Raw genomic sequence first — 22745 nt, 5'->3', positions numbered from 1 at the left:
AATACCATTCCGTCCGGTCGAACCAGCCGGTTCGGGCGAGGCCGGATCTACCCTCGGGAGTGCGGACACCGGTGCCGAGCAAACCGCATACGAGCCTGAACCGCGTCATCGAAGCACTCGGGGACGTGCTCCTCGAGCCGATCGCGGTCGGCCGGGACCCCCGGCGCCACCTCGGCGGCGTGGTGATCCACGACCCGTACGACGACGCCGAGTTGCCCGACCGGGCCGTGGTGCTCGGGGTCGGGGTGCGCGAATCCGCCGAGATCGTGAAGCTGCTGCACGCGCTCGGCGAACGCGGCGCCTCCGCGCTGGTCGTGCGCTCGCCGGTCTCCGCTCCGGCCGAGCTGGCGCGGGCGGCCGAGTCGTCCGGGGTCGCGTTGCTCGGGCTGGCGAGCAGGGCGTCGTGGACGCAGCTGGCCGCGATGCTCCGCACATTGCTGGCCGAGGGCGACGTCGGCGACGTCGCCCCGCAGGCACTCGGCGGAATCCCGACCGGCGACCTGTTCGCGCTCGCCAACGCGATCGCCGCGCTGCTCGACGCGCCGATCACCATCGAGGACCGTGACTCGCGGGTGCTCGCGTTCTCCGGCCGCCAGGACGAAACCGATCCGCCGAGGGTCGAAACGATCCTCGGCCGCCAGGTGCCGGAACGCTACACCCGGGGCTTGGAGAAGAGCGGCTTTTTCGACCGTCTCTACGGCGAGGCGGGACCGGTTTACTTCTATCCGGACGACGATGGCGAGAACCGTCCCCGGGTGGTGGTCGCCGTCCGGGCAGGCGACGAGGTGCTCGGCTCGATCTGGGCCGTGGTCGATCACGCGCTGAGCGAGGAACGCGCGGTGGCCTTGGTGGACGCTTCGAAGATCGTGGCGTTGCACCTGCTCCGGTTGCGCGCCGGAGCCGATGTCGAACGCCGGCTGCGAGCCGATTTGGTGAGCACCGCGCTCGAAGGTGGGCGCCGGGCGCCGGAAGCCGTCGCGCGCCTCGGCCTCCTGGGGCAACCTGCCGTCGTGCTCGCGATGGGCCTGCTCGACTCGGCTGAGGACGGCCCCTGGCTCGCCACCGAACGCCAGCGCGTCGCCGACGCGCTCGCCATGCATCTGAGCGCGGTCCAGCCGCGATCGGCGGTCGCGCTCATCGGCGAGGTCGTGTACGGAATCGTGCCGGTGCCCGGGAACCACGACGATCACCAGGGACGCGCGGTGCGCCTCGCGACCGCGTTCCTGGAACGAATCGGGCACCGGGTCTCCGCGGCGATCGGCGTCGGACCGCCGGCCCTCGAGGGGTCGGGCCTGTATGACTCTCGCACCGGGGCGGACAGGGCGTTGCGGGTGCTGCTCGCCGGCGGCGGCGCCAAGCGGGTGATCACGGCAGAGGACGCGCACATCGACGCGCTGATGCTGGAGCTGGCGGACCTTTCCGCGGCCCGCGGTGATGTCGCGACCGGGCCGATCGCGAGGCTGCTGGCCTACGACCGGGAACACCAGTCGCAGTTCGTGCACACGCTGCGGTGCTGGCTCGATTCGTTCGGGGACACCAATGCCGCGTCGGCGGCGGCCTACGTGCATCCGAGCACCTTCCGCTACCGGTTGCGACGGCTGGCCGAGGTGGGCGGAATCGACCTCGACGACCCGAGGGACCGGTTCGCGGCGATGGTGCAGTTGCATCTGCTGCTCCACGGCATGCGGCCAGGAGCAACCTGACCCGGCGAGTTCCTCCGTGCGGAGGAACTTTCCCGTCCGCTCTCCTCGATCCGGACGAACAAAGGGCGTCCGGCCGGGACCTAGCATTCCCGCAACGCCGGACCATCCACACCGGACAAGAGGTGCACATGTCGAAAATTTCCGAGATCGATACCTGGCTCCGGGAGAATTTCTCCGTCTTGCTGGACCGGCACCAGGTTCCCGGTGCCGCGATCGCGGTGTTCGCCGACGGCGAGGTCGTCGAGCACGCGGCGGGTGTCGTGAACACGAGTACCGGGGTGGAGTCCACAACGGACTCGGTGTTCCAGATCGGGTCGATCACCAAGATCTGGACGATCACCCTGATCATGCAACTGGTCGACGAGGGCCTGGTCGCCCTCGACCGTCCGGTGCGCGACTACCTGCCCGAGTTCCGGATCGCCGACGAGCGGGCCGCGGCCACGATCACCGTCCGGCAGCTGGCGTGTCACACCGGCGGGTTCGAAGGCGACGTCTTCGCCGACACCGGGACCGGCGAGGACGCGGTGGTGAAGCTCATCCCGCTGCTGTCGGACGTGCCGCAGCTGTTCCCGCCGGGCGAGCGCTTTTCCTACAGCAACGCGGGCTACTGCGTGCTCGGCCGCATCGTCGAGGTGCTGCGAGGCCAGTGCTGGGACGACTGCGTGCGCGAACGGCTGATCGGCCCGCTCGGGCTGACCCACGCCGGCTGCGGGGCCGAGGACGCCATCCGTTATCGCGCCGCGGTCGGCCACACCCCGCCGGAATCGGGCGGCGAGCCGGTGCCCACGAAGGTCTGGTCGCTCGCGCGCTCCAACTCACCCGCCGGTGCGACGCTGGTCATGCGCCCGCGCGATCTGCTGACCTTCGCCCGTATGCATTTGAACGACGGCAAGGCCGACAACGGCACCCAGGTGCTGTCGCCGGAGTCGGTGCGCGCGATGCGCGAGCGGCAGGTCGCCGTGCCGGAGCTCGGCGTCATGGGCGCGCACTGGGGCCTCGGCTGGGTGGACTTCGGCTGGCAGGGCGGCACGGTGGTCGGCCACGACGGCGGCACGATCGGCCAGTCGGCCTTCCTGCGGGTCGCGCTGGAGAGCAACGTCGCGTTCGCGTTGCTGACCAACGGAGGGGCCACGCTGAAGGCATACCACGAGGTCGCCACCAAGCTGATGCGCGAACTCGCCGGGATCACGGTCCCGCCGCTGCCCGCGCCGGATCCCGCGCTGGCTCCGGCCGGTCTTTCCCGGTACGTGGGCGAGTACTCGTCGATGGTCGTCTCCACCGTCGTCACCACCGAGGGCGGCCGGCTCTGGATGCGGCGCACGCCGAAGGGGGCCTTCGCCGAACTCGACGAGCCCTCCGGCACGGTCGAGCTTCTGCCGTGGCACGGCGAAACCTTCGTCGCCGTCGTCCCGGAACTGCCGGGCGCCTACCTGGCCCACCAGTTCGTCGGCGACGACGGCACCGGCCGTGCCCGGTTCCTCCACACCGGGCGCGCGGACCGGCGGGTGTCGCAGTGAACGACATCCGCGAACGGATCGAAGCCGTGTTCGCCGCCGCGGGTGCCGAAGGGTCGCTGCATGCGAGGGAGGTCGGTGTGCCGGCCGGTGCCGAGGTGTCGGCCGGTGCCGATGACCAGGTGGTCCTCGCCTCGGTGTTCAAGATCCCGATCGCGCTCGCCTATGCCCGGGAGGTGGTGGCCGGAAGGCTCGACGAGACCGAATACACCAAGGTGACCGCGCGGTACCGGATCGGCGGCATCGGCACCGCGGGCTGCGCCGACGACGTCGAAATGAGCTGGCGCGACCTCGCCCGGTTCATGCTCACGATGAGCGACAACGCGGCGACCGACGTGATCTGGAACCGGATCGGCCAGGAGACGATCTGCCGGGTGGTCGCCGACCTCGGGCTGACCCGCACCTGGCTGATCGGCTCCTGTGAGGACTCCTCCCGGATCGCGCTCGAAGAACTCGGCGGGACCGACCTCGCCGAGATCGACGCGCTGCTGGCCCAAGCCACCGACGAACAGCTGCGGAACCTGTCGATGTGCAACCCGGAGACGGAAACCTCGTCGACGCCGCGCGAGACGACGGAACTGCTCGACGCGATCTGGACGGACAGGGCGGGCGAACCCGAAGCCTGCGAACGCGTCCGGACGATCATGGCCCAGCAGATCTGGCCGCATCGGCTGTCCTCCGCGTTCCCTTCCGGAGTACGGATAGCGGCGAAAACCGGGACGTTGCCGGGCATCCGCAACGAAGCGGGAGTGGTGACCCTGCCCGAGGGCCGCCGGTTCGCGGTCGCGGTGTTCACCCGTGCCCACTCCTTCGACGACCGCCTTCCCGAGGTCGACGCGTCCATCGGCGCCGCCGCCCGGCTGGCCGTCGACCACCTTCTGGCCGAGAACGCGACACCGTAGGAGAACTCCCGTGAAAACTGCTCGGCACATCGCCGTGACGGCAGTCGTGGTGGCTTTGACCGTGAGCGCGTGCGAGGCACCGGCGCGCTCTGGGGCGGACGCGTCCGCGAACCAGGAACTGGCCGACGGCAAGACTTTCACCTACGCGGTCGGTTCGGATCCGGGGACGCTCGACCCGGCGCTCACCGTGCTCTCGATCGCCGGCGAGATCGGCCGCTATCTCTATGACGGGTTGCTCGGCATGGACGGCAAGGGGCAGCCCGAGGCCGGGCTCGCGGAGCGATGGGAGGCGACCACGACCACCGCGTCCTTCACCCTGCGCAAGGGCATCACCTGTCCCGACGGGAGCCCGCTCACCGCGAAGGACGTCGCGGCGAACATCGACTTCATCGGCGATCCGGCGAACAAGTCGCCGATCGCGGGCAACACGGTGCAGGTGGGCACGAAGGCGGTCGCCGACGATTCCGCGGGAACCGTGAAGGTCATCAGCGGGGCACCGGACGCGTTCCTGCTGCGCAACGTCGGCAACGTCCCGATCGTCTGCGCGAAGGGCCTCGCCGACCGCGGCACGCTGGCCAAGGGTGAGAACGGCACCGGCATGTTCACCGTGTCCGAGATCGTCCCGAACGACCACTACACGCTGACCCGGCGCAAGGACTACCACTGGGGGCCGGGAACCTTCGATTCCCGGCAGAAGGGCTTGCCGGACAAGGTGGTCATCCGGGTCATCCCGAACATGACGACCGTCACGAACCTGCTGCTGTCCGGCGAACTCAACGCCGCACAGGTGATCGGGCCGGAGCAGCAGCGGCTGCGGGCGCGCGGGCTGTTCCACGCCGACACGACCGTGGCGTTCGGCGAGTTGTGGTTCAACCAGGCACCCGGCAGGTTCGGCGCGGATCAGGCGATGCGCCGCGCACTGGTGCAGGCGATCGACCTCGCCCGGGTCGCCAAGGTGCTGACCCGGGACTCCGGCGCCCCGGTCCGGAGCTTGATCACCATGGAACCCGCGGCGTGCACCGGTGACTCCGCCACCGGGCACGTTCCCGGCTTCGATGTCGCCGCGGCCAAGGCGGCGCTCGACGCGGCGGGCTGGAAACCGGGCCCGGACGGCATCCGGATGAAGGACGGCAAGCGCCTCGCGCTGACCGCCATCTACGGCACACAGATCGGGGCGACCATGACACCGGCCGCCGAGCTGATGCAGCGGGGCTGGAAGGAGGCAGGCGTCGACGTCACGCTCAAGGGCCTGGACAGCCCGGCGACCAGCCAGACGCTGTTCGCCACCGGCGACTGGGACCTGTCGATGGCACCGGTCAGCCTGAATCTGCCGAGCCAGTTGACCCCGTTCGTGTCCGGCGGCCGGCCCCCTGAGGGCACGAATTTCGCGCATATCGACAACCCGAGGTACAACGCGCTGGTCGCCAAAGCGGCCACTCAGGTCGGGAACGCGGGCTGCCCGGACTGGCTGGCCGCGGAGACGGCGCTGTTCGAAGACCAGGACGTCGCGCAGTTCGCGAACTCGGTGCTCCCGACCTTCGGGAGCAAGGCGCGGTTCGAAATCTCGAACACCTTCCTCCAACCGTCGTCGATCCGGATGTATGCCTGATGACCGGCGTGGTCGCCGTCGCGAGGAAGGCAGGCCCTTGGCCCGCCTTCCTCGCGCGCCGCCTCGGTCGCGTGTTCCTGTCGCTGTGGGTGCTGATGACGGCGGCGTTCCTGATGATCCAGCTGATCCCCGGTGACCCGGTGCGCGCGGCGCTCGGCATGACCGCGCCCGCCGAACTGGTGAACGCCCGCCGAGCCGCGCTCGGGCTGGACGATCCGTTGTGGCAGCAGTACTTCGGCTACCTCGGGGGCCTGTTCCGCGGAGACTTCGGCACCTCGATGCTCAGTGGCCAGCCGGTGGGGGAGATCATCGCCGACCGGCTGCCCGCCACCTTGCAGCTGGCGCTGCCCGCGTTCGTCGTGTGCATCGCTTTCGCCATCCCGCTCGGCTTGACCTTCGCGGTGCTGACCCGCGGCGGGCGACGGCGCGGGGCCGAGCTGGCGTTCACCTCCACCACCGTGCTGTTCGCCGCGATCCCGGAGTTCCTGCTCGCGGTCGCGCTGGTGGCGTACTTCGCGGTGCGGCTCGGCTGGTTCCCGGTCGCCGGACAGGAGGGCGCGGGTTCGCTGGTGCTCCCGGTCATCGCGCTGGCGCTCGGCCCTGCCTCGACCCTGTCGCGGATCGTGCGGGTGGAGACGCTTTCCGTGCTGGGCAAGGATTTCATCCGCACGGCACGGGCCAAAAGGCTGCCCGCCCGGTTGGTCTATCTGCGGCACGCGCTGCCGAACGCGCTGACCGCGACGCTGACGCTGGGCGGACTGCTACTCATCAGCATGGTCGCGGGCACCGTGCTGGTGGAGAACGTGTTCGCCTGGCCGGGGCTCGGATCCACCATCTCGCAGTCGATCCTGCAAAAGGACTACCCGCTGGTGCAGGGGATCGTGCTCGTCTACGGGACCGGCGTGCTGCTCGTGAACCTCGTCGTGGACCTGCTGCTCGCCGTCCTCGATCCGCGTTCGACGATCCGGGAGAACTGAGATGGCGCAACGACGAGCGCAGTGGTCGGCCGCCCTGCGCACACCGGTGGGCGCGCTTTCGGCCGCGCTGGTGCTGCTGGTGCTCACGGTCGCGGTACTCGGCCCGATCTTGTGGCAGGACACGGCTTCGGCGATCGACACCGACGCGATCGGCCAGTCCGCGTCGGCCGGGCACCTGGTGGGTACGGACGATCTGGGGCGCGACATCTTCTATCGCGTACTGGTCGCCACCCGGCTCTCCGTGGTGCTGGCGCTGATCGCCGCGACGATCGGCACGATCACCGGACTCGTGCTCGGCATGCTGCCCACGGTGCTGCCGCGGCCGCTCGCCCGGCTGGTGATCTCCACGGTGGACATCGCGGTCGCGTTCCCCAGCCTGCTGCTGGTGCTGTCCTTCGCGGTGATCCTCGGCGTCGGCACGACCGGCGCGGTGCTCGCGATCGGATTCGCGCTGGCTCCGCAGTTCGCCCGGCTGACGCACACGTTGTCCACCTCGGTGGCCGGGCGGGACTTCGTACTCGCCGCGCGGGTGACCGGGCTGAGCCGGATCCGGTTGCTGTTCCGGCATATCCTGCCGAACATCGGCGAACCGCTCGTGGTCAACGCCACGATCGGGGCCGGTAGCGCACTACTGGCCTTCTCGGGGCTGTCGTTCCTCGGGATCGGCGTGCAACCCCCGGATTACGACTGGGGACTGCTGCTCCGCGAAGGACTCAACGGCATCTATCTCAACCCGGCGGCGGCGCTCGCACCCGGCGTCGCGGTGGTGCTCGCGGGGCTCGCGTTCAACCTGTTCGGCGAGACGGCCGCCGGGGTGATCGGTCTCCGGACCCGGCCGCCGCGGCTGCCGCCGAGGCCGGTCCGGAAGCCGGGAACGGAGCCCGGTACGACCGATGACGCCCTGTTGGTAGTGGAAAACCTGGAGGTCGCGTTTCCCCGGAAGTCCGGCTGGACAGTACCGGTGCGAGGGGTGAGCTTCACCGTGCGTCAGGGGGAGGCGATCGGCGTCGTCGGCGAATCCGGTTCGGGCAAGAGCCTGACCGGGCTGGCGGTGTCGCGGCTGATCGAGGCACCCGGCTCGGTGACCGCCGACCGGCTGGACTTCGCGGGCACCCCGGTGCTCACCACGCCGGAGCGTGAACTGCGCACGCTGCTGGGCACCTCGCTGGCGATGGTGTTCCAGGACCCGATGGCCTCGTTGAACCCGGTCCGCCGCATCGGCCGCCAGCTCGCCGAGGTTTCCGAGCAGCACCAAGGACTTTCCCGCGGCGAGGCCCTTTCCCGCGCGGTCGACCGGATGCGTGCGGTGCGGATCCCGGCGGCCGGAAGACGGGCGCGGCAGTATCCGCACGAGTTCTCCGGTGGTATGCGGCAGCGCGCGATGATCGGCATGGGTCTGATGGGCGAACCGCGGCTGATCATCGCGGACGAGCCGACCACGGCGCTGGACGTGACCGTGCAGCGGCAGTTGCTGCGGCTGCTGGCGCGCACCAGGACCGAACGCGACACGGCGATCATCCTGATCAGCCACGACATCGCGGTCGTTTCGCAGACGTGTGAGCGGATGCTGGTGATGTACGCGGGCCGGGTGGTGGAGGACCTGCCGTCGGCCGGGACGCCGCGGCATCCGTACACGCGGGCTCTGCTGGCCGCGACGCTCGACCTCGAGACCGATCGTGACGCGCCGCTCGCGGTGATTCCCGGCCGTCCGCCGGAACCGGATCGTGTGCCCAACGGCTGCGCGTTCGCCGACCGGTGCCCGCTGGCGACGGACCGGTGCCGCGCCGAGGACCCCGAACTGACCGAGGTCGCGCGCGGGCACCGGGTGGCGTGCTGGCATCCGGATGCGCCGTCAGCGGCAGCGGGCGCCGTTTCCGTGGCAGGAGGTGCGAAGTGAGCGAACTGGCCTTCGAGGCGGTCAGTGTCCGGTACGGCGGTCGCCACGGGCTCACCGCGGTCGACGGAGTGTCCTTGACCGTGCCGGCGGGCAAGGTCGTCGGTCTGGTCGGTGAGTCCGGTTCCGGCAAGTCGACGCTGGCCAGGGCCGCCGTCGGGCTGTCGCCGGTGAGCGCCGGACGGGTCCTGCTCGGTGGCGTGGACGTGCGGAAGCCGCCGCGGCGGCGTCCACTGCAGATGGTGTTCCAGGACCCGTACTCGTCGCTGAACCCGCGGATGACGATCGGCGAGTCGATCGCCGAGGCCATCCCGCGCGGCGCGGCGCGTGGCCGGGCACAGCGCAAGGACGAGGTCGCCCGGCTGCTGGAGCTGGTCAACCTCGACCCGGAGCGGGCCGCGCAGCTGCCGGGGCAGCTGTCCGGCGGACAGCGGCAGCGCGTGGCGCTCGCCCGCGCGCTGGCGGGACGGCCGGAGGCGCTGATCGCCGACGAGATCACCTCCGCGCTCGACGTCTCGGTGCAGGGCACCGTGCTCAACCTCGTCCGGTCGGTACAGCGGCAGCTCGATCTGTCGATGCTGTTCATCTCGCACAACCTCGCCGTGATCCGCTACCTCAGCGACTTCGTCGCGGTCATGCACCTCGGCCGGATCGTCGAGGCAGGCCCCGCGGAGCAGGTGCTCACCGATCCACGGCACCCCTACACACGCGACCTGCTCGACGCCGCGCCGTCGGCACACAAGCCGCTGTTCGAGGGCGAACCCGGCTCGACCGCGGACGCGGAACCGCCGGACCCGCACCACCCGCCTGCCGGATGCCGGTACCACTCGCATTGCCCGGTCGGCCCGCTCGTGCGCGCGGACCGGGACATCTGTCTCACGGCGGACCCGGCCTCCTCCGCCGCCACCGCGCCCCGGTGGGGACACGCCGCAGCCTGCCACTTCAGCGAGTCCGGGTGACGTTCCTCCCCGGGTTCGGCAACGTCCGGGTGCGGGTCGCGCCCGCGGCTCAGCGGCGTCCCTCTCCTGAGGTCGGGCAAATGGTGGGTAACCCGGTCGCCGCCGCGGCGGCAGAGCCCGGATCAGGTCGACGGCGAGGTCGCTGAGGTCCACCCCGCGGTCGCTCGTCGGCGTAGAGATCTTCGTCGTAGAACGACGGCCTGTTCATGCTTCGTTGCCTTCCGATTCGCTGTGCGGAGACTGGGCAGTCCGACGGACGCTGGGTGCGGTGCGGGCGAAAAGGCAGGCGGCTACGGCGATCGCGCTGCTGGCGGCGAGGAACAGCCATGCCGAGCTGTAGCCGGCACCGTCCACGATCAGGCCGAACGCCCAGGGGAGCACGAACCCGCCGACAGCGGAGACGGAAAGCATCAGCCCGATCGCGGTGCCGATGTTTTCCGGGGCGATGGTTCCGGTGCCGCCGGGCACCGTCTGCCAGACCGCGAAGGTGAAGTTGAACATGAAGCCGATGCCGAGTGCCGGCAGCCAGAACGTGCCGCTGCTGCTGAGCGGGACGGCGGCGAGGAAGCCCGCTTCGAGCAGGGCTCCGACGACGAACAGGGTGCGCGGGGAGACGAAACGGTCTCCCAGCCATCCGGCGAGGATGCTGCCCGGTACCCCTGCGATACCGACGAGCAACGCAGCGGCGCCGACCTCGCCGCTGCTGATACCGCGGCCGGTGCCGTAGGCGGAAATCAGCTGGGAAGCGGCGAGGTACGCGCCGTAGGCGCCGAGGAAGGCGATCCCGAAGAACCAGACGTGGCGGTTGCCCAGGCTTTCCTTGATCGCGTGCGAGGTGAGCCGCACGCCGGAGAGCGAGTCGATGCCGCGGGGAACGCGGAAGAAGACCGCGCTGATCGCGCTGGCCGCCAGGCACAGCAGGCCGCCGACGAGCACGGAGGTCCGCCACGACGTCGCGTTCGTGATGTCCGCCCACAGGTACAGGCCCAGCGCGGTGCCCGCGCTGAACGCCGCGGACGAGATGCCGAGTGCCAATGCGTGGTGCCGCTTCCGGAACCACACGCTGACCGCGGCGATGCCCACCGCCGCGAAGACCGAGGCCCCCGCGCCGGCGACCGCGCGCCACAGCACGAGCTGCCAGAAAGAACCCGCGGTCGCCGAGAGCAGCGAGCCCGCTGCTTCGAGCGCCAGGCCTGCCGCGAGCGTCCGCCGCAATCCCCATCGGGTGGCCAGGAAGCCGCCGGGGATGTGCAGGACGCCGTACGCGGCGACGAAGATCGAGATCAGGAAGGCGACCTCGGGCACCGTGAGGTGGAGCTCGTCGGCGATCTCGCCGAAACCGGTGGAGATGTTGAACCAGTTCACCGTCATGGCGATGAATCCGGCGGAGACGATCGCGAGCATCCGCCAGCTGGTTCCCGGGCGCTCGGGTTCGGCGGGGTGGCTGGGTTCGGGCATGTGGCGGCTCCTCTGCGGCGGCGGGACGGCCGTGCGGTCAACGGGGCGAACTGACCTGGCGGCAGCGGGCCATTACGGGGTCGGACTCGGCGTCCGGCACGGCGGGCCGGGTGCGGTGTCCGGGTCGGCGTCCGCGCGGGTCACGGAGATCGGACCCCGGCGCGGATCTCGGCGGCGACGAGTTCCGGCGAGTCGAGAGTGGGGAAGTGGGTCGGCCCGCCGAGCACGCGGTAGTCGAACCAAGGATGCCCGGCGCGGAAATTCGCTTGCGCCTTCTCGTAGGCGGGCTCGGTGGGCTGGGAATAGAGGTGGGTGATCGGGCGGTGCCGCGGCATGGCGGCCATCCGGTCGAGCGGGGAGCCGAACTTCGCGTACGCGGCCGCGATGACCCGGCAGGAGCGGGCCCACATCTCGAATCCGAAGCCGGACATCTCGACGTCGAGGTGCCGCTGCACGCGTTCGTCGCGCCGGCCGTTGAGCCACACGTCGTAGAGCCCTTGGCGGCCCTCGCGCCACCGCTGCGGGTCCTGGATGGCGGCGAGGCCGGCGGCGAACGCGGGGGTGGTCGGCGTCATCAGCCAGTCGGCGAGGAGGACGCGGGGCACCCGATCGGGTCCGGCCCGGTCGGCGATCTCGAGGTTGGCCCAGCCGCCGTGGGAGTGTGACAGCGGCAGGAAACGTTCCACGCCAAGGGAATCGAGCACGGCGAGCGTGTCGGAAGCCTGTTCCGGGTACCCGAAGTCGGGAACGGGGGAGCGGTCGGCGCCGTGGCCGCGCCAGTCGACGCACAGCACCCGCAGATCGCGTTCGAGGTGGGGGACCAACTGGTCGAAGAGCCGGTGGTCGTGGCACCAGCCGCTCATCAGCACGACGACGGGAGCGTCGCGAGGACCGTTGTCCTGATAGGAAATCGGATAACCGTGGACGTCGATCGTGTGCAGTGCGGTGTTCATCGGGTCCTCTCAGAGCGGGGGTGCGCCGGCGAACCGGCCGTGTCCGGTCGGGACGGTGCGGGCGGCGCGCATGCGGGAGGCGCCGAGCCGGGGGGCGAGTGCGCCGGCGTGCAGCAGCGCCGACCGTGCGGTGTCGGGCAGGTTGTTGAGCTTGCGCAGCCGGTAGGACCAGCGCTGGGTGTGCTCGACGACCGGCCGTTGGGCGTACTCCCAGTCGCGCAGCCGCTGGTCGACCGGACTGCCGGGAGTGCTCAGCGCGTCGGCCAACCCGAGCGCGCTCATCATGGCGCAGCCTCCGCCTTGGCCGAGATACGGTGGCTGCGCGTGCGCGGCGTCGCCGAGGAACGCGAGCCTGCCGAGCGACCAGCGCGTCAGGGTGAGGAATTCGAAGGTGTCCCAGCGGCCGGTCGCGCCCGCACACGCGGACAGCAGCGCGGCGAGGTGCGGGAACGAACGTGTCCACGCGGCCGCGTCGACCGGGATCCGGCTGGCCTCGCGATCGTCTTCGTCGGCGACGAGTGCGACGTAGAGGCTGGTTTCGCTGCTGGGCGTGTAGAGGACGCGGCGGCGTCCGCTGAAGTATTCGAGGTACTTGTCCCGGTCCGCCGCGGGCACGTATTCCGCGGACTGTGGGACGGTCAACCGGATCGCTCCCTGTTTCATCCGTGCGCGGCGGGCGACGACGTCGTAGTGCCGGCGCAGGCGCGAGTTCACTCCGTCTGCGGCGAGGATCACGTCGGCGCGGACGGTCTCGCCCGACCGCAGGATCAGCGTGCCGTCCGGATGGGCCTCGACCGCTTCGGAGCCGGTGCGGATCTCGACGCCGGCGTCCTTCGCGCCGCGGACGAGGGTGCCGATGAGGTGATCGCGCATGATCGTGACCACTCGCGGCTGGCCGGGACCGTTGATCGGAACGCGCTCTATCGTGCGGTTGCGGTGGTCGCGGCTTTCCAGTGCCGGGCCGACGTGCGCGCCGGTCGCGGCGTCGGACAGTCCCAGCGCTTCGAGAGTGGCGAGGCCGTTGCCCCACACGTAGATGCCGGCGCCGATGGCGCGCACTTCGCTGTCGCGTTCGTGGAGGCGGACCGACCAGCCACGCTGGGCGAGAGCGATCGCTGCGGTGAGTCCGGCGAGCCCGGCCCCGACGACCTCGGCGGAATGTTTCCCTGGCACGGCGTTCCTTCCTGCGGACGGCTCGGACGTCCATCTTGTGACGCGAGTCCTATGCCTGGCCAATGCTCATTCGGGCGCGTGCTATGCGCTCTTGGGCATAGCTGTCTGGGTATGCCCGGATTGTCATGGCGGACGCGGCGAAGTGCGTTGGCCAGGCGTTCCGGCTCTGCCTGCGCGAACCTCCGTGGCCAGTCGGAGCGGCGAAAGGCGGCCCTTCGACCTGCAGCCCCGGTGCCAGGCGCCCGGTCAAGCCTTCCCACCGGCACGGGTTCTATGCGCTCGACCAGAACCAGCAGGCGGCCGAACTCAGCCGATCCCACTGCCACGGCTTCCTGTCGCGAGCGACTTTTCCGAAGACGCGCGGAACAAGTCGGCTCGTCCGGTAAATCGTCGTGTTCGCCACGAGTGACGTCGTGCTGACGATACGAGGCCGTGCTGTTCAGCTGGGTTCTGAACTGTCGCTGGGCGGAATGTGCCGCAGAACGACAGCGGCCATTACAGCCAGCGCGAGAATGGCGACGCCGGTGATGACGGCGGAGATATTGAGCCCGGCGATGAACGCTTCTTTGGCCTGCGCCAGCAGCTGGGGAGAAACCTGAGGCGTGGACATGGCCCCGGCCAGGCTTTCGCTGACTGCAGGGGTGTTGCCACCGGGCACATCGGTGACGCGCATCTGGTCGCGATAAACCAGCGTCGTCAAGCTGCCCAGCATGGCAACACCCATGGCGACTCCGAGTTCCTGGACGGTTTCGGACATCGCGGCGGCGGAGCCGGCTCGGTGGGCGGGGGTGGTGCTGACCACCAGGTCGGAGCCGAGTGCTCCCACCGAGCCGAATCCGAGGTACACCAAGGCGAATCCGCTCACGATCAGACCGATGCTGTCGGGGCCGCGCACCTGGGTGAGCAGCACGTAGCCGAGAACGGAAAGGACGAGGGTGCCCGCGACGACGTAGCCGGGTCGCACGCGACGCGCGAGCAGGGGCGCGCCGATGGCGGCCACGACCATCGCCAGTGCGGGCGGGCCCATCCACGCGCCCGCGGCCAGCGGGGAGAGTTCCTCGACGAGCTGTAGGTGCTGAGTGACCAGGTACAGTGCTCCGCCGACGCCGACGAGACCCACGAGCAGGACGCCGAGGGCGGTTCCGGAGGAACGATTGGTGAACAACGCGACGTCGAGCAGCGGGTCGCTCAGGCGACGCTGGCGGCGGACGAAGACGAGGGTGAAGACCGCGCTCGCCGCCAGGGTGGCTGTGCTCTGGGTGTCGAAGCCGTGTGTGGCCGCGTGCTTGATCGCGTAGACAAGGGGAAGGATGGCGCCCAGCGAGAGCGCGACGCTGAGCAGGTCGACCCGCCCGGAGTGGGCGGCGCGGTACTCCGGCAGCAGCACCGGCGCGGTCAGCAGCACGAGTGCGGCGATGGGGAGCGCGAGAAGGAACGCCGAGCCCCACCAGAAGGACTCCAGCAGCACGCCACCGACGAGTGGTCCGGCGGCCATGCCGAGGGCGAAGGTGGTCGCCCATACGCCGATCGCCAGTGCTCGTTGGCGGGCGTCGGTGAACATGTTGGTGATCAGGGCGAGGCAGGAGGGCATGAGCGTCGCGCCCGCCACGCCCAGCAGGGCTCGGGCCGCGATGAGGATCTCGGCACTGGGGGCGAAGGCGGCGGCGATCGAGACGAGGGCGAACGCCGCGGTGCCGATCATGAGAAGACGGCGGCGACCGAGACGGTCTCCGATCGCGCCCATGGTGACCAGCAACCCGGCGATCACGAGTCCGTAGGAATCGAGGATCCACAGCGCTTGGGTGCCGGTCGGCCGCAGATCGGCTGAGAGGGCAGGAAGGGCGAGGTAGAGCAGGGTCACGTCGAGACCGAGCAAGATCGTCGGTAAGGCGAGGACTCCGAGGCCCGTCCATTCCTTCGGCCCGGCCCTGCTCGAAGGGATGGTTCCTGTTCCGCTGGGGTTCTCCGGCACGACGGACTCCTTTCGATCAGGTCGAACGTTCGTTCTCCGATGTCAGCAGTCCCTCGGGGGCATCGGGTTCCATGGCGACGACCGCGGTCTCCACCGGGCAGCGCGAGGGAGGGCAGATGCTGATGTCGCAGAGCCGGCACACCTCGTACCCGCGGGACGGGTGGGTGATCATCGCGGTCAACATGCGTTCGAGGAGGCGGTCGAGCACGACGCGCTCCTGTTTGCTCGATTCGGGAAGCAGATGCTCCAGGACCGAGCGACGGGCGGCGAGGACGCGCCGTGCTTCACGATGACCGGCGTCGGTCAGCACCACCGAGGTCGTCCGGCGGTCTTCGTCGAGATTGCGCCGGACGGCGAGTCCGTCCTGCTCGAGGAGATTGACCACGCGAATCGTGGCCGGGCGGCTGACACCGAGGAACCGCTGCAGGGTGCTCATGGTGAGACCTTCGTACTGAGCGGTCATGGCCAGTGTGGCCGCGAGCGCGCCACTACGGCCGGCCGCGGTTTCGACGGCGGCCGCGAGTTGGTCGTGCACTCCGGTCACGACTGCGCCTAGCAGATTCAGGGTGCGGTCCGTGTCGGTAAACATGACGTCATGTTCGCCCATCCGGTGGCTTTGAGCATCGGCCGGTAGGACGAGCCAGGGACCCGGCCCAGTCGAGAATGCGCTGTGCGCCTGTTCCGTCCGGGTCACGATCCGGGTCGTAGACGCAGACGGTGATGCCGGCGCATCCTGGCTCACCGAGCGCGGCGTCGGCGAGTTCGCCGAGCTGGTTCCAGCCCAGTCCGCCTGGTTGGGGATAGCTCACCGCGTCCAGGGCGTCGCTCGACAACACGTCGAGGTCGATGTGCAGCCACCAGTGCGCGGTGTGGGCGCGGATGCGGGCCAACGCCTTCCGGGCGTGCCAGGCGGTGCCGGCCTCGTCGATGGTGAGCTGCCGCGCCGTGATCAGCGGGATCCGTTCGGCCAGCGAGGGGACGTCGCCGGCGGAGGCGATCTCGTCGCCGTCGCGCGGGCCCAACGCGACCACGGCGCTGTCGTCGAGCACGGGGAACTGGGATTCGAGCGACGCCGGCAGCTGTTCACGATGCTGCCCCAGCAAAAACCCGAGTTCGCTGTCGGCGGCCTCGCCGGTGTCGGACTCGTGCGGTGGCCAGGCGTCTTCATGGCCGTCGATGAACAACAGTCCGACCTGGTCGTCGCCGAGCACGTCCTGGGCCCCGCGCAGACAGCCGGGCAGGATCGCGCAGTCCCCGCCGAGCACCAAGGGCCGGTCACCGTCGCGCAGGGTCTCGGCCACTGCCGAGCGCGTGGATGCGGTCACGGCTTCAAGTCCGGGAAGGGACCTCAGCCCCGAAGAGCCGTCGCGGACCGCCGAGGCGCCGACGGCGACGTTGCCTCCGTCGGTGACCGGCTCCTCGGGTCCGAAGGCGGCGCGCAGCCGTTCGATGAGCCCGGCATCGCGCAGCGCTTCCGGCGCCGAAGCTTCGTGGTCCAGCCGGCCGGCGGAGCTGAACGGGGCACCGATCACTCGCATTTCCGTCTGTCTCCTCACGTGATGGTTCGCGGACCCCCGGAGGTCAGGTCAGGCGACGCCGCACGATGACCCGTCCTGGCGAGGGGCGTTCGGTCTCCGTGAACCCGTGACGCGTGAACAGGTCCACGGTGCCCATGTTCAACTCCGCGGAGGAGTAGCGGCGGTGCCCGGAATCGGTGGGGTAGGCCTCGAGAGTGTGGGCGCCGTGGCTCTCGGCGTGGCGGACCGCGGCGGCGAGCAGCCGGTCGGCCACGCCTCGGCGGCGATGCCCGTTCTTGATGTAGAAGCACGGCACCGCCCACACGCCGGCGTCGTCGGGTTCGTCCGGGCGCAGGGTTCGCGAGCCACGCAGCCGTACATAGGCGGGGCGCGGCGCCACCGCGCACCAGCCCACCGGATGCCCGTCGCGATAGGCCAGCAGTCCGGGCACCTCGTCTTCGCGTACCAGACGGGAGAACTCCGCTCGCGCGGGCGCGCCTCGCATCCGGGCGTATTCGGGCCCTGAAGACACTCGCCAGTACATGCACCAGCAACCCTCGCAGCCGCCGTTGTCGCCGAACGCCTCCACGAGGTCGTCCCATCGGTCGCGCTCGACCGGATGGATCGTCATGTCGTCTCGCTGCTTCGACGCGGTCCTTGCGCTCATCGTCCGCTCCTCTCGGTCAGCGGTCTGCGGCGGAAACCGTTCAGGACACCGCATTTTCGACGGGACAGTCGGCCGGGGGGCATACGGAGTAGTCGCAGAACCGGCACACGCGATCCGCGCGGGACCGGTCCTTGACCAGATGAGCGAGCACCGGCTCCACGGCCTCGGCCACGACGGCGCGCTGGGCGTCGCTCAGTGGGGCGAGGACTCTGGCCACCACCTCGCGGCGCCGTGTCACGACGTCCGTGGCCGCGACGCGACCCTGAGCGGTCAACCAGAGCGAGACAGCGCGCTGGTCGGTGGTGTCACGGCGACGTTCGACCAGGTTCGCCGCGACGAGCCGGTCGACGAGCCGCACCGTGCCGGAGCCGGTGAGCCCGATGACCCGGCCGAGTGCGTCGACCCGGGCTCCCGGCGCCGACAGCAGTGTCGCGAGGGCGGCCGCGCCGACCGCCGACTGGCCCGCGACGCGCGTGCTGCCCGCATCGAGTTCGTCGGACAGCGCCACGACGAGCGCGGCGAAGAGGTTCGCGGTCCGGTCGTCCATGGTCCCATTCTATATGACTGACGCAGTCATACAATTCGAGCAGAGTGGCCCGCGGGTGAAATCGAGGGCGGGCAGCAGTCCTGACCTGCTGCCCGCCCTCGATTTCACGCCACGAGAATGTTGGAGAACTGCCAGGGGTCGTCGGGTGGGGACACGCCGAGGTAGTCGTCGAACGGGCCTGGCCCGGTCGCCTGCGGCGTCCAGTCGCTACGCACCGACGGAGTGGGTCCGAGATAGGGCGCGGCGATCCCGAGGATCTCGTGGTGATCGAGGTCGTCGGGCCTGCACAGGCCCCGCCGCGGGTGGCGAACGGCGGCGAACACCGCAGCCAGTACCGAGGCCGCGACCTGCAAGGTGGTGGCGTTCTGTCCGGGCACCAGCTTCCGGGTCTCCTCAATGGTCAGCTGTGAGCCGGTCCACCAAGCCCCGAGGTCGTGGCCGAGGAGCAGTACGCCGAGTTCGTCGGCGCCGGAGATGATCTCGTCGGTCATGATCCGCTGGCGCTCTTGGAGCCGGAATCCCCGCATCTTGCACTCGTGCACCGAGGCCAGCGCCGCGTCGGTGGGCAGGTAGGCGTAGTGCACCGTCGGACGGTAGACGACCGTCCCGTCGTCATCGGTGACCGTGAGATGGTCGCTGATCGTCACGGCCTCGCCGTGCCGGATCAGCATCCCTTGTATCGGCCCGGACAAGGGCACCCACGAGCGCACCCAGGTGGCCATACCCGGACGTGCGAGGCAGATCTGGTTGCCGGTGCCGTATTCCGGGACCACCGCCCCCGGTGGCAGCTCACGCTCATGGGTGCCCCACCCGAGTTCGGCGGGGGCGACCCCTTCCTCGTAGAAGCCCTCGACCGACCAGGTGTTGACGAACTCCTCGGGCTCTTTGGGCAGCGATCCGATCTGGGTGTCGCGCTCGGAGATGTGGATGGCCCGGGTTCCGGTCTCCAGCGCCATCCGCGCGTGGTCGGCCTCGCCCAGCGCCTGCTCGATCCGGAGCCGTCGCCGCGGATCCTCGACGCCGTCCTTGAGCATGGCCGTGGCGACATCTTCGAGGCCGACCTTGGTCCAGTGGCTCACCAGCCCCGGGTTGGCACCGTGCTCGATGATCGCGGTCGGACCGTGGCCACCCCAGTCCCGGCTCAGGCGCCGCAGCGCGTGGTGGCGGGCGTAGAGGGTCTTGTCCGTCGGGTGCCTGGCGTTCATGTCCGCGTAGGGATCCCACTGCTCGACCGAGGTGTCGACGTAGAGCACGCCGTTGTCGTGACACCAGCCGATGATCTCCTCGGTCCCGATGTTCCAGGTCAGATTCACCAGCAAGTCACCGGCACCGACCTGCTCGGCGAGCGTCTCGGCGAGGTTCTCGGGGGTCAGTTTCCGCTGGACGAACCGGCAGCCTGCCGCGAGCGTGTCCGGGATCTCCGGGCGCCGGTCGGTCATGTCGAGCACGGTCAGCCGGTCGTGAGGGATGTCCAGATGGGCGAGCAGCAGAGGCTGCAGGCACTGGGACACCGAACCACAGCCAAGGACCAGCACCCGTCCGGAAACGGAAAGGCGTGCGTGTGCGGTCATGATCCGCCTCCGATGCAATGGGTCGGCAACGGTGGGAAACCGTTGAAGCCGATCGAGGAATAGCTGGCGGTGTAGGCGCCGGCACTGAGGAAGTCGACCCTGTCACCGATTTCGAGCTCCTGGGGCAACGCGTAGGCGGCGTCGCGGTAGATCACGTCGATGCTGTCGCAGGTGGGCCCGGCCATGATCACCGGCTGCGTCGGCCCGCCGCGCTCGGTCTCGACCCGATACTGGATCGCCTCACCCTCGGTCTCGGCGAGCCCGCCGAAGCGACCCGCGTCCAGATAGACCCAGCGGTCGGCGCCCGCGAACGGCTCGCGCACCGAGACCACCTGGGTGCGCAGCACCCCGGCCTCGGCGCTGATCGAACGTCCGGGCTCGGTCACGATCCGTGGACGCCGCGCCCCGGGGAACCAGCGGTCGAGTGCCTGCTCGATCGCTCTCCCGAAATGGTCGATCGGGAGGACCGGTTCGGCGTAACGGGCCGGAAAACCACCACCGAGGTTGAGCATCTGGAGCTCCACGTCGTTGGCTCGCAGCTTCTCGAACGCCTCGGCCGCGGCGGCGATGTTGGGTTCCCACCGCGCCGGCTCGAGCTGCTGGGAGCCGACATGAAAGGACAATCCGTAGGGGCGCAAGCCCCGCTGTGCCGCGCGGGTCATCAGCTCCACGGCGTACTCGAGCGAACAACCGAAATTGTCTCCAAGACGCCACCGCGCTCCGGCGCTCTCGCTGAGCAATCGGCAGTACACAGCCGCCCCAGGAGCCGCTTCGGCGATCTTGTCGAGCTCGCGCACATTGTCGAACACGAACATCGACACCCCTCGCTGATGGGCGTAGGCGATATCCGCACTCTTCTTGATGGTGTTGCCATAGGACAGTGAGCCGGCATCGGCTCCCTTGGCCAAGCACAGGTCGACCTCCGCCCGGCTCGCGACGTCGAAGCAGGCTCCCAGCTCCACGAGCAGGCTGATCACAGCGGGTTCCGGGCTCGCCTTGACCGCGTAGTACGGCGTCGCGTACGGCAGCGCGGCCCGTTGTTCGTGGAAGCGCCGAGCGACCACGTCGAGGTCGAGCACCAGGCAGGGAGTGGGCGGATCGTGGTCGTGGAGCCACCGCGCGATGCGAGGGCTGAACGCGGCCACCGTCATCCGACCACCTCCGCGGTGAAGGAGGCCGCCCGGTCCAGTTCCACGTCGAGGGCCAGGGTCAGGCAGCGGCAGCCGCCGCCTGCCTTGCCGAACTCGGAGACATCGCATACGGCCGGTTCGAATCCGCGGCGTCCGAGTTCGCGGCCCAGCCGCGGTGTGCACTGCGGCATCACCACGGTGTGCCCGGTCACCACGGCGTTCGCGCAGAACGCCGCTCCTTCTTCCGGCGTCAGGATCACCGGATCCTCGACGAGTTCGGCCAGTGCGCCGCGACCGGCGGCGGTGAAGGCCTCCGGCAGCACCATCGCCGTCCGATCGTCGAGCGGGCAGAACCCCAGATCGACGTGGTAGTAGCGGGGATCGGTGAGCTCGAGCGCGGTCACGGTCCAGCCGTTGCGTGCCCGCAGCCCGGCATAGGCCGACGCGGAGGACCGGGTGCCGTAGCCGACGACGAGCCCGCCGTCGAACGCCAGTGCGTCACCCGCACCTTCCTGCGGCGCGGCGGGCGGCGGCTCGATCGTCCAGCCCAGTTCCTCGAACCGAGCGCGGACGTGATCGATCTCGGGGGCGCGTTCGGGCTTGCTCATCCGTGCCGGGGTGAACGTGGTGCCGTCGACGATGCCGGCGTTGGCCGTGAAGACCATGTCCGGCAATCCCGGCACGGCGGGTACGGTTCGTACCTCGGTGCCCGCTTCCTCCAATGTGGACACCAGGTCTTCCCACTGCCGCCACGTTCGATCGAAGTCCACGTGGGCGTCCGGGTCCATCCAGACGTTGATCGAGTAGGTGACATCGAAGTGCTCGGGCGGACACATCAGAACACTGCGGCCCCATCCGAGGCCGTCTTCTCTTGCCTCCTCAGGTGCCTTGGACGTCGGTGTCATGCGCCATCCTTTCCTGTTGGTTCGGCGTCGTCAGCTCAGTACTCGAAGAGCTCCTCGTTGTGTGCCACGCGCGGGGGCCACGGGTTGTGGTACCGGGCGCACTCTTCGATGGGATGTCCGTGGAACAGCCCGTAGTTGACGTGGTCGGGCGGAAACTCCTTCGTGGAGATGTAGTCGAGGATCAGATATGGCCAGATCTCCGCGTCGACCTCGTCGAAGGATTCGTGCACCGTCCGCGCGTCACTGGTGACGTCGGTGGGTACGAGGACATCGGTGTGATAGACGGCCGAGTAGCGGGTCGGGTCGAAGTTGTCCGGGATGTAGTGCGGGCGCTTGCGTTCGGGCGCTTCGCGGTGGGCGTCGGTGTTCTCGTTGTGCCAGCTCGCGCTGGGCATATGCGGGCAACCGATGCCGCCGTTGCCGATCGACCGGAACGCCGTCTCTCGGACGAAGTCGGTCGCGGCCTCGAACGAATCCTGCAGCCCCCGCTTCGCCAGCGAGTTGGCGTAGTGGCCCGGCGAGTTCATCGAGAACATGAGGCCACCGGGCAGGCGCCGATCATGGTTGACCGTGCGGTGAGCGCCGGAGTAGAAGATGTTGCAGCCTGCCTTGAACACGGTCAAAACGCCGTCGGAACGGCGGAACGGGACGGCTTCGGTGTAGATCACGTCCCTCTCGATGGGTGCGTGTTCGACCAGGTAGAGATTCGACAGCTCCACGCAGACGTCGACGAGTTCCTTCCCTGGCCGGGCGTAGGCCAGGCGTCGACTGTTGACCATGATCAGGAATCCGCTGCTCTCGCCGCGTTCGGCGCGGTCCTTCCATACGCGGCGTTCTCGCTGGATCTTCGCCGCGACGTGATCGCGGCCCGCGTCGAGGTCGTCTTCGCCGATCCAGCACATGCTGGCGCCGAGTCCTTTGGGGCCGTCCGATCCCTGCATCGCCAGGCGCCCGAACAGGCACGGCTGTTTCTGGCCGAGCCACTTGGACAGTGCCGCTCGTTTGTCCTCTTCGGACACCGAAGGTGCCAGCAATGTCTCGTGTGCCAGTGAGATGTCGTCACCCAGATCGACATCCGGGCTCATCTGCGGGAGCCGATCGATCACTTCTCGCAACGATCGTTCCGGTTCCGGTTCCGGTGTTTCGCGTGTGTCGGCCAATGTCGTCATCAGACTCGTCACGGTGAGTTCATCCTCTCGTCGCCTCGGTTTTCCATTGCCAGGCCGGGAACCTGCGTCAGGGAATGCATCACCCGATGGACACCGTAGTGGGGGAATACGTCACTCGCTGACGT

At 69.5% G+C, this 22745-nt stretch carries 19 protein-coding genes; 7 read left to right on the top strand and 12 right to left on the bottom strand.

Going from position 1 to position 22745, the window contains the following annotated elements; genetic code table 11:
- Nucleotides 1-59 precede the first annotated feature (59 nt).
- The 7 genes from ACIHAO_RS36160 (at nt 60) to ACIHAO_RS36130 (ending at nt 9558) form a co-directional block, all read left to right on the top strand.
- Nucleotides 60-1703: a PucR family transcriptional regulator gene (locus ACIHAO_RS36160; RefSeq protein WP_396565645.1), complete on the top strand. Its 1644-nt coding sequence runs from the start codon at nt 60-62 to the stop codon at nt 1701-1703.
- A 128-nt stretch (nt 1704-1831) separates the two neighbouring features.
- A complete protein-coding gene (locus ACIHAO_RS36155) occupies nt 1832-3220 on the top strand; it encodes a serine hydrolase (RefSeq protein ID WP_396565642.1) in 1389 nt (462 codons plus the stop codon).
- Entirely contained in the window at nt 3217-4119 is a 903-nt protein-coding gene (locus tag ACIHAO_RS36150) for a serine hydrolase (RefSeq protein ID WP_396565640.1), read from the top strand. Before ACIHAO_RS36155 ends, ACIHAO_RS36150 begins: the two co-directional genes overlap by 4 nt.
- Nucleotides 4120-4129: 10 nt before the next feature.
- Nucleotides 4130-5728 (top strand): ABC transporter substrate-binding protein, encoded by a 1599-nt coding sequence (locus tag ACIHAO_RS36145; protein ID WP_396565638.1) that lies wholly within the window; start codon nt 4130-4132, stop codon nt 5726-5728.
- Nucleotides 5728-6705 carry an ABC transporter permease gene (locus tag ACIHAO_RS36140; RefSeq protein WP_396565636.1) on the top strand — a complete coding sequence of 326 codons (978 nt, stop codon included), beginning with the start codon at nt 5728-5730 and terminating at the stop codon, nt 6703-6705. The genes ACIHAO_RS36145 and ACIHAO_RS36140 overlap by 1 nt, the downstream gene beginning before the upstream one ends.
- A gap of 1 nt (nt 6706) precedes the next feature.
- Complete coding sequence (locus ACIHAO_RS36135; protein ID WP_396565634.1) at nt 6707-8602, top strand: dipeptide/oligopeptide/nickel ABC transporter permease/ATP-binding protein; 1896 nt, start codon at nt 6707-6709, stop codon at nt 8600-8602.
- The gene (locus ACIHAO_RS36130; protein ID WP_396565632.1) at nt 8599-9558 is read left to right on the top strand and encodes an ABC transporter ATP-binding protein; all 960 of its coding nucleotides are present in this window, start codon (nt 8599-8601) and stop codon (nt 9556-9558) included. Before ACIHAO_RS36135 ends, ACIHAO_RS36130 begins: the two co-directional genes overlap by 4 nt.
- 204 nt (nt 9559-9762) lie before the next feature.
- Here ACIHAO_RS36130 and ACIHAO_RS36125 read toward each other — a convergent pair whose 3' ends face one another.
- The 12 genes from ACIHAO_RS36125 to ACIHAO_RS36070 form a co-directional block, all read right to left on the bottom strand.
- Nucleotides 9763-11016 (bottom strand): nitrate/nitrite transporter, encoded by a 1254-nt coding sequence (locus tag ACIHAO_RS36125; RefSeq protein WP_396565630.1) that lies wholly within the window; start codon nt 11014-11016, stop codon nt 9763-9765.
- A 140-nt stretch (nt 11017-11156) separates the two neighbouring features.
- On the bottom strand, nt 11157-11969 hold the full coding sequence (locus ACIHAO_RS36120) for an alpha/beta fold hydrolase (protein WP_396565628.1): 813 nt from the start codon (nt 11967-11969) through the stop codon (nt 11157-11159).
- A 9-nt stretch (nt 11970-11978) separates the two neighbouring features.
- Nucleotides 11979-13142, bottom strand: a complete 1164-nt coding sequence (locus ACIHAO_RS36115) for an FAD-dependent oxidoreductase (protein ID WP_396565626.1) — start codon at nt 13140-13142, stop codon at nt 11979-11981.
- A 439-nt stretch (nt 13143-13581) separates the two neighbouring features.
- A complete protein-coding gene (locus ACIHAO_RS36110) occupies nt 13582-15114 on the bottom strand; it encodes an MFS transporter (RefSeq protein ID WP_396565624.1) in 1533 nt (510 codons plus the stop codon).
- Nucleotides 15115-15130: 16 nt separating this feature from the next.
- On the bottom strand, nt 15131-15658 hold the full coding sequence (locus tag ACIHAO_RS36105) for a MarR family winged helix-turn-helix transcriptional regulator (RefSeq protein WP_396565622.1): 528 nt from the start codon (nt 15656-15658) through the stop codon (nt 15131-15133).
- A gap of 49 nt (nt 15659-15707) precedes the next feature.
- Complete coding sequence (locus ACIHAO_RS36100; RefSeq protein ID WP_396565620.1) at nt 15708-16652, bottom strand: arginase family protein; 945 nt, start codon at nt 16650-16652, stop codon at nt 15708-15710.
- Nucleotides 16653-16695: 43 nt separating this feature from the next.
- Nucleotides 16696-17298, bottom strand: coding sequence for a GNAT family N-acetyltransferase (locus tag ACIHAO_RS36095; RefSeq protein WP_396565618.1), 603 nt, complete (start codon nt 17296-17298; stop codon nt 16696-16698).
- A 40-nt stretch (nt 17299-17338) separates the two neighbouring features.
- A complete protein-coding gene (locus ACIHAO_RS36090) occupies nt 17339-17845 on the bottom strand; it encodes a MarR family winged helix-turn-helix transcriptional regulator (RefSeq protein WP_396565615.1) in 507 nt (168 codons plus the stop codon).
- A 104-nt stretch (nt 17846-17949) separates the two neighbouring features.
- Complete coding sequence (locus ACIHAO_RS36085; RefSeq protein WP_396565613.1) at nt 17950-19416, bottom strand: saccharopine dehydrogenase NADP-binding domain-containing protein; 1467 nt, start codon at nt 19414-19416, stop codon at nt 17950-17952.
- Nucleotides 19413-20567 (bottom strand): type III PLP-dependent enzyme, encoded by a 1155-nt coding sequence (locus ACIHAO_RS36080; protein WP_396565611.1) that lies wholly within the window; start codon nt 20565-20567, stop codon nt 19413-19415. The genes ACIHAO_RS36085 and ACIHAO_RS36080 overlap by 4 nt, the downstream gene beginning before the upstream one ends.
- Nucleotides 20564-21451 carry a dimethylarginine dimethylaminohydrolase family protein gene (locus ACIHAO_RS36075; RefSeq protein ID WP_396565609.1) on the bottom strand — a complete coding sequence of 296 codons (888 nt, stop codon included), beginning with the start codon at nt 21449-21451 and terminating at the stop codon, nt 20564-20566. The genes ACIHAO_RS36080 and ACIHAO_RS36075 overlap by 4 nt, the downstream gene beginning before the upstream one ends.
- 35 nt (nt 21452-21486) lie before the next feature.
- Nucleotides 21487-22557, bottom strand: a complete 1071-nt coding sequence (locus tag ACIHAO_RS36070; RefSeq protein WP_396565607.1) for a hypothetical protein — start codon at nt 22555-22557, stop codon at nt 21487-21489.
- Nucleotides 22558-22745: the final 188 nt, after the last annotated feature.

This window comes from Amycolatopsis sp. NPDC052450 (assembly GCF_044547565.1).
In the GTDB taxonomy this organism is placed as follows: Bacteria; Actinomycetota; Actinomycetes; order Mycobacteriales; family Pseudonocardiaceae; genus Amycolatopsis.
This window is presented reverse-complemented; position numbering and strand designations above follow the sequence as displayed.

What these genes read in the sequence shown, in the direction of transcription:
- ACIHAO_RS36155 (WP_396565642.1), top strand. Translation starts at nt 1,832, where the DNA reads ATGTCGAAAATTTCCGAGATCGATACCTGGCTCCGGGAGAATTTCTCC.
- ACIHAO_RS36140 (WP_396565636.1), top strand. Translation starts at nt 5,728, where the DNA reads ATGACCGGCGTGGTCGCCGTCGCGAGGAAGGCAGGCCCTTGGCCCGCC.
- ACIHAO_RS36135 (WP_396565634.1), top strand. Translation starts at nt 6,707, where the DNA reads ATGGCGCAACGACGAGCGCAGTGGTCGGCCGCCCTGCGCACACCGGTG.
- ACIHAO_RS36125 (WP_396565630.1), bottom strand. Translation starts at nt 11,016, where the DNA reads ATGCCCGAACCCAGCCACCCCGCCGAACCCGAGCGCCCGGGAACCAGC.
- ACIHAO_RS36120 (WP_396565628.1), bottom strand. Translation starts at nt 11,969, where the DNA reads ATGAACACCGCACTGCACACGATCGACGTCCACGGTTATCCGATTTCC.
- ACIHAO_RS36100 (WP_396565620.1), bottom strand. Translation starts at nt 16,652, where the DNA reads ATGCGAGTGATCGGTGCCCCGTTCAGCTCCGCCGGCCGGCTGGACCAC.
- ACIHAO_RS36095 (WP_396565618.1), bottom strand. Translation starts at nt 17,298, where the DNA reads ATGAGCGCAAGGACCGCGTCGAAGCAGCGAGACGACATGACGATCCAT.
- ACIHAO_RS36090 (WP_396565615.1), bottom strand. Translation starts at nt 17,845, where the DNA reads ATGGACGACCGGACCGCGAACCTCTTCGCCGCGCTCGTCGTGGCGCTG.
- ACIHAO_RS36085 (WP_396565613.1), bottom strand. Translation starts at nt 19,416, where the DNA reads ATGACCGCACACGCACGCCTTTCCGTTTCCGGACGGGTGCTGGTCCTT.
- ACIHAO_RS36080 (WP_396565611.1), bottom strand. Translation starts at nt 20,567, where the DNA reads ATGACGGTGGCCGCGTTCAGCCCTCGCATCGCGCGGTGGCTCCACGAC.
- ACIHAO_RS36075 (WP_396565609.1), bottom strand. Translation starts at nt 21,451, where the DNA reads ATGACACCGACGTCCAAGGCACCTGAGGAGGCAAGAGAAGACGGCCTC.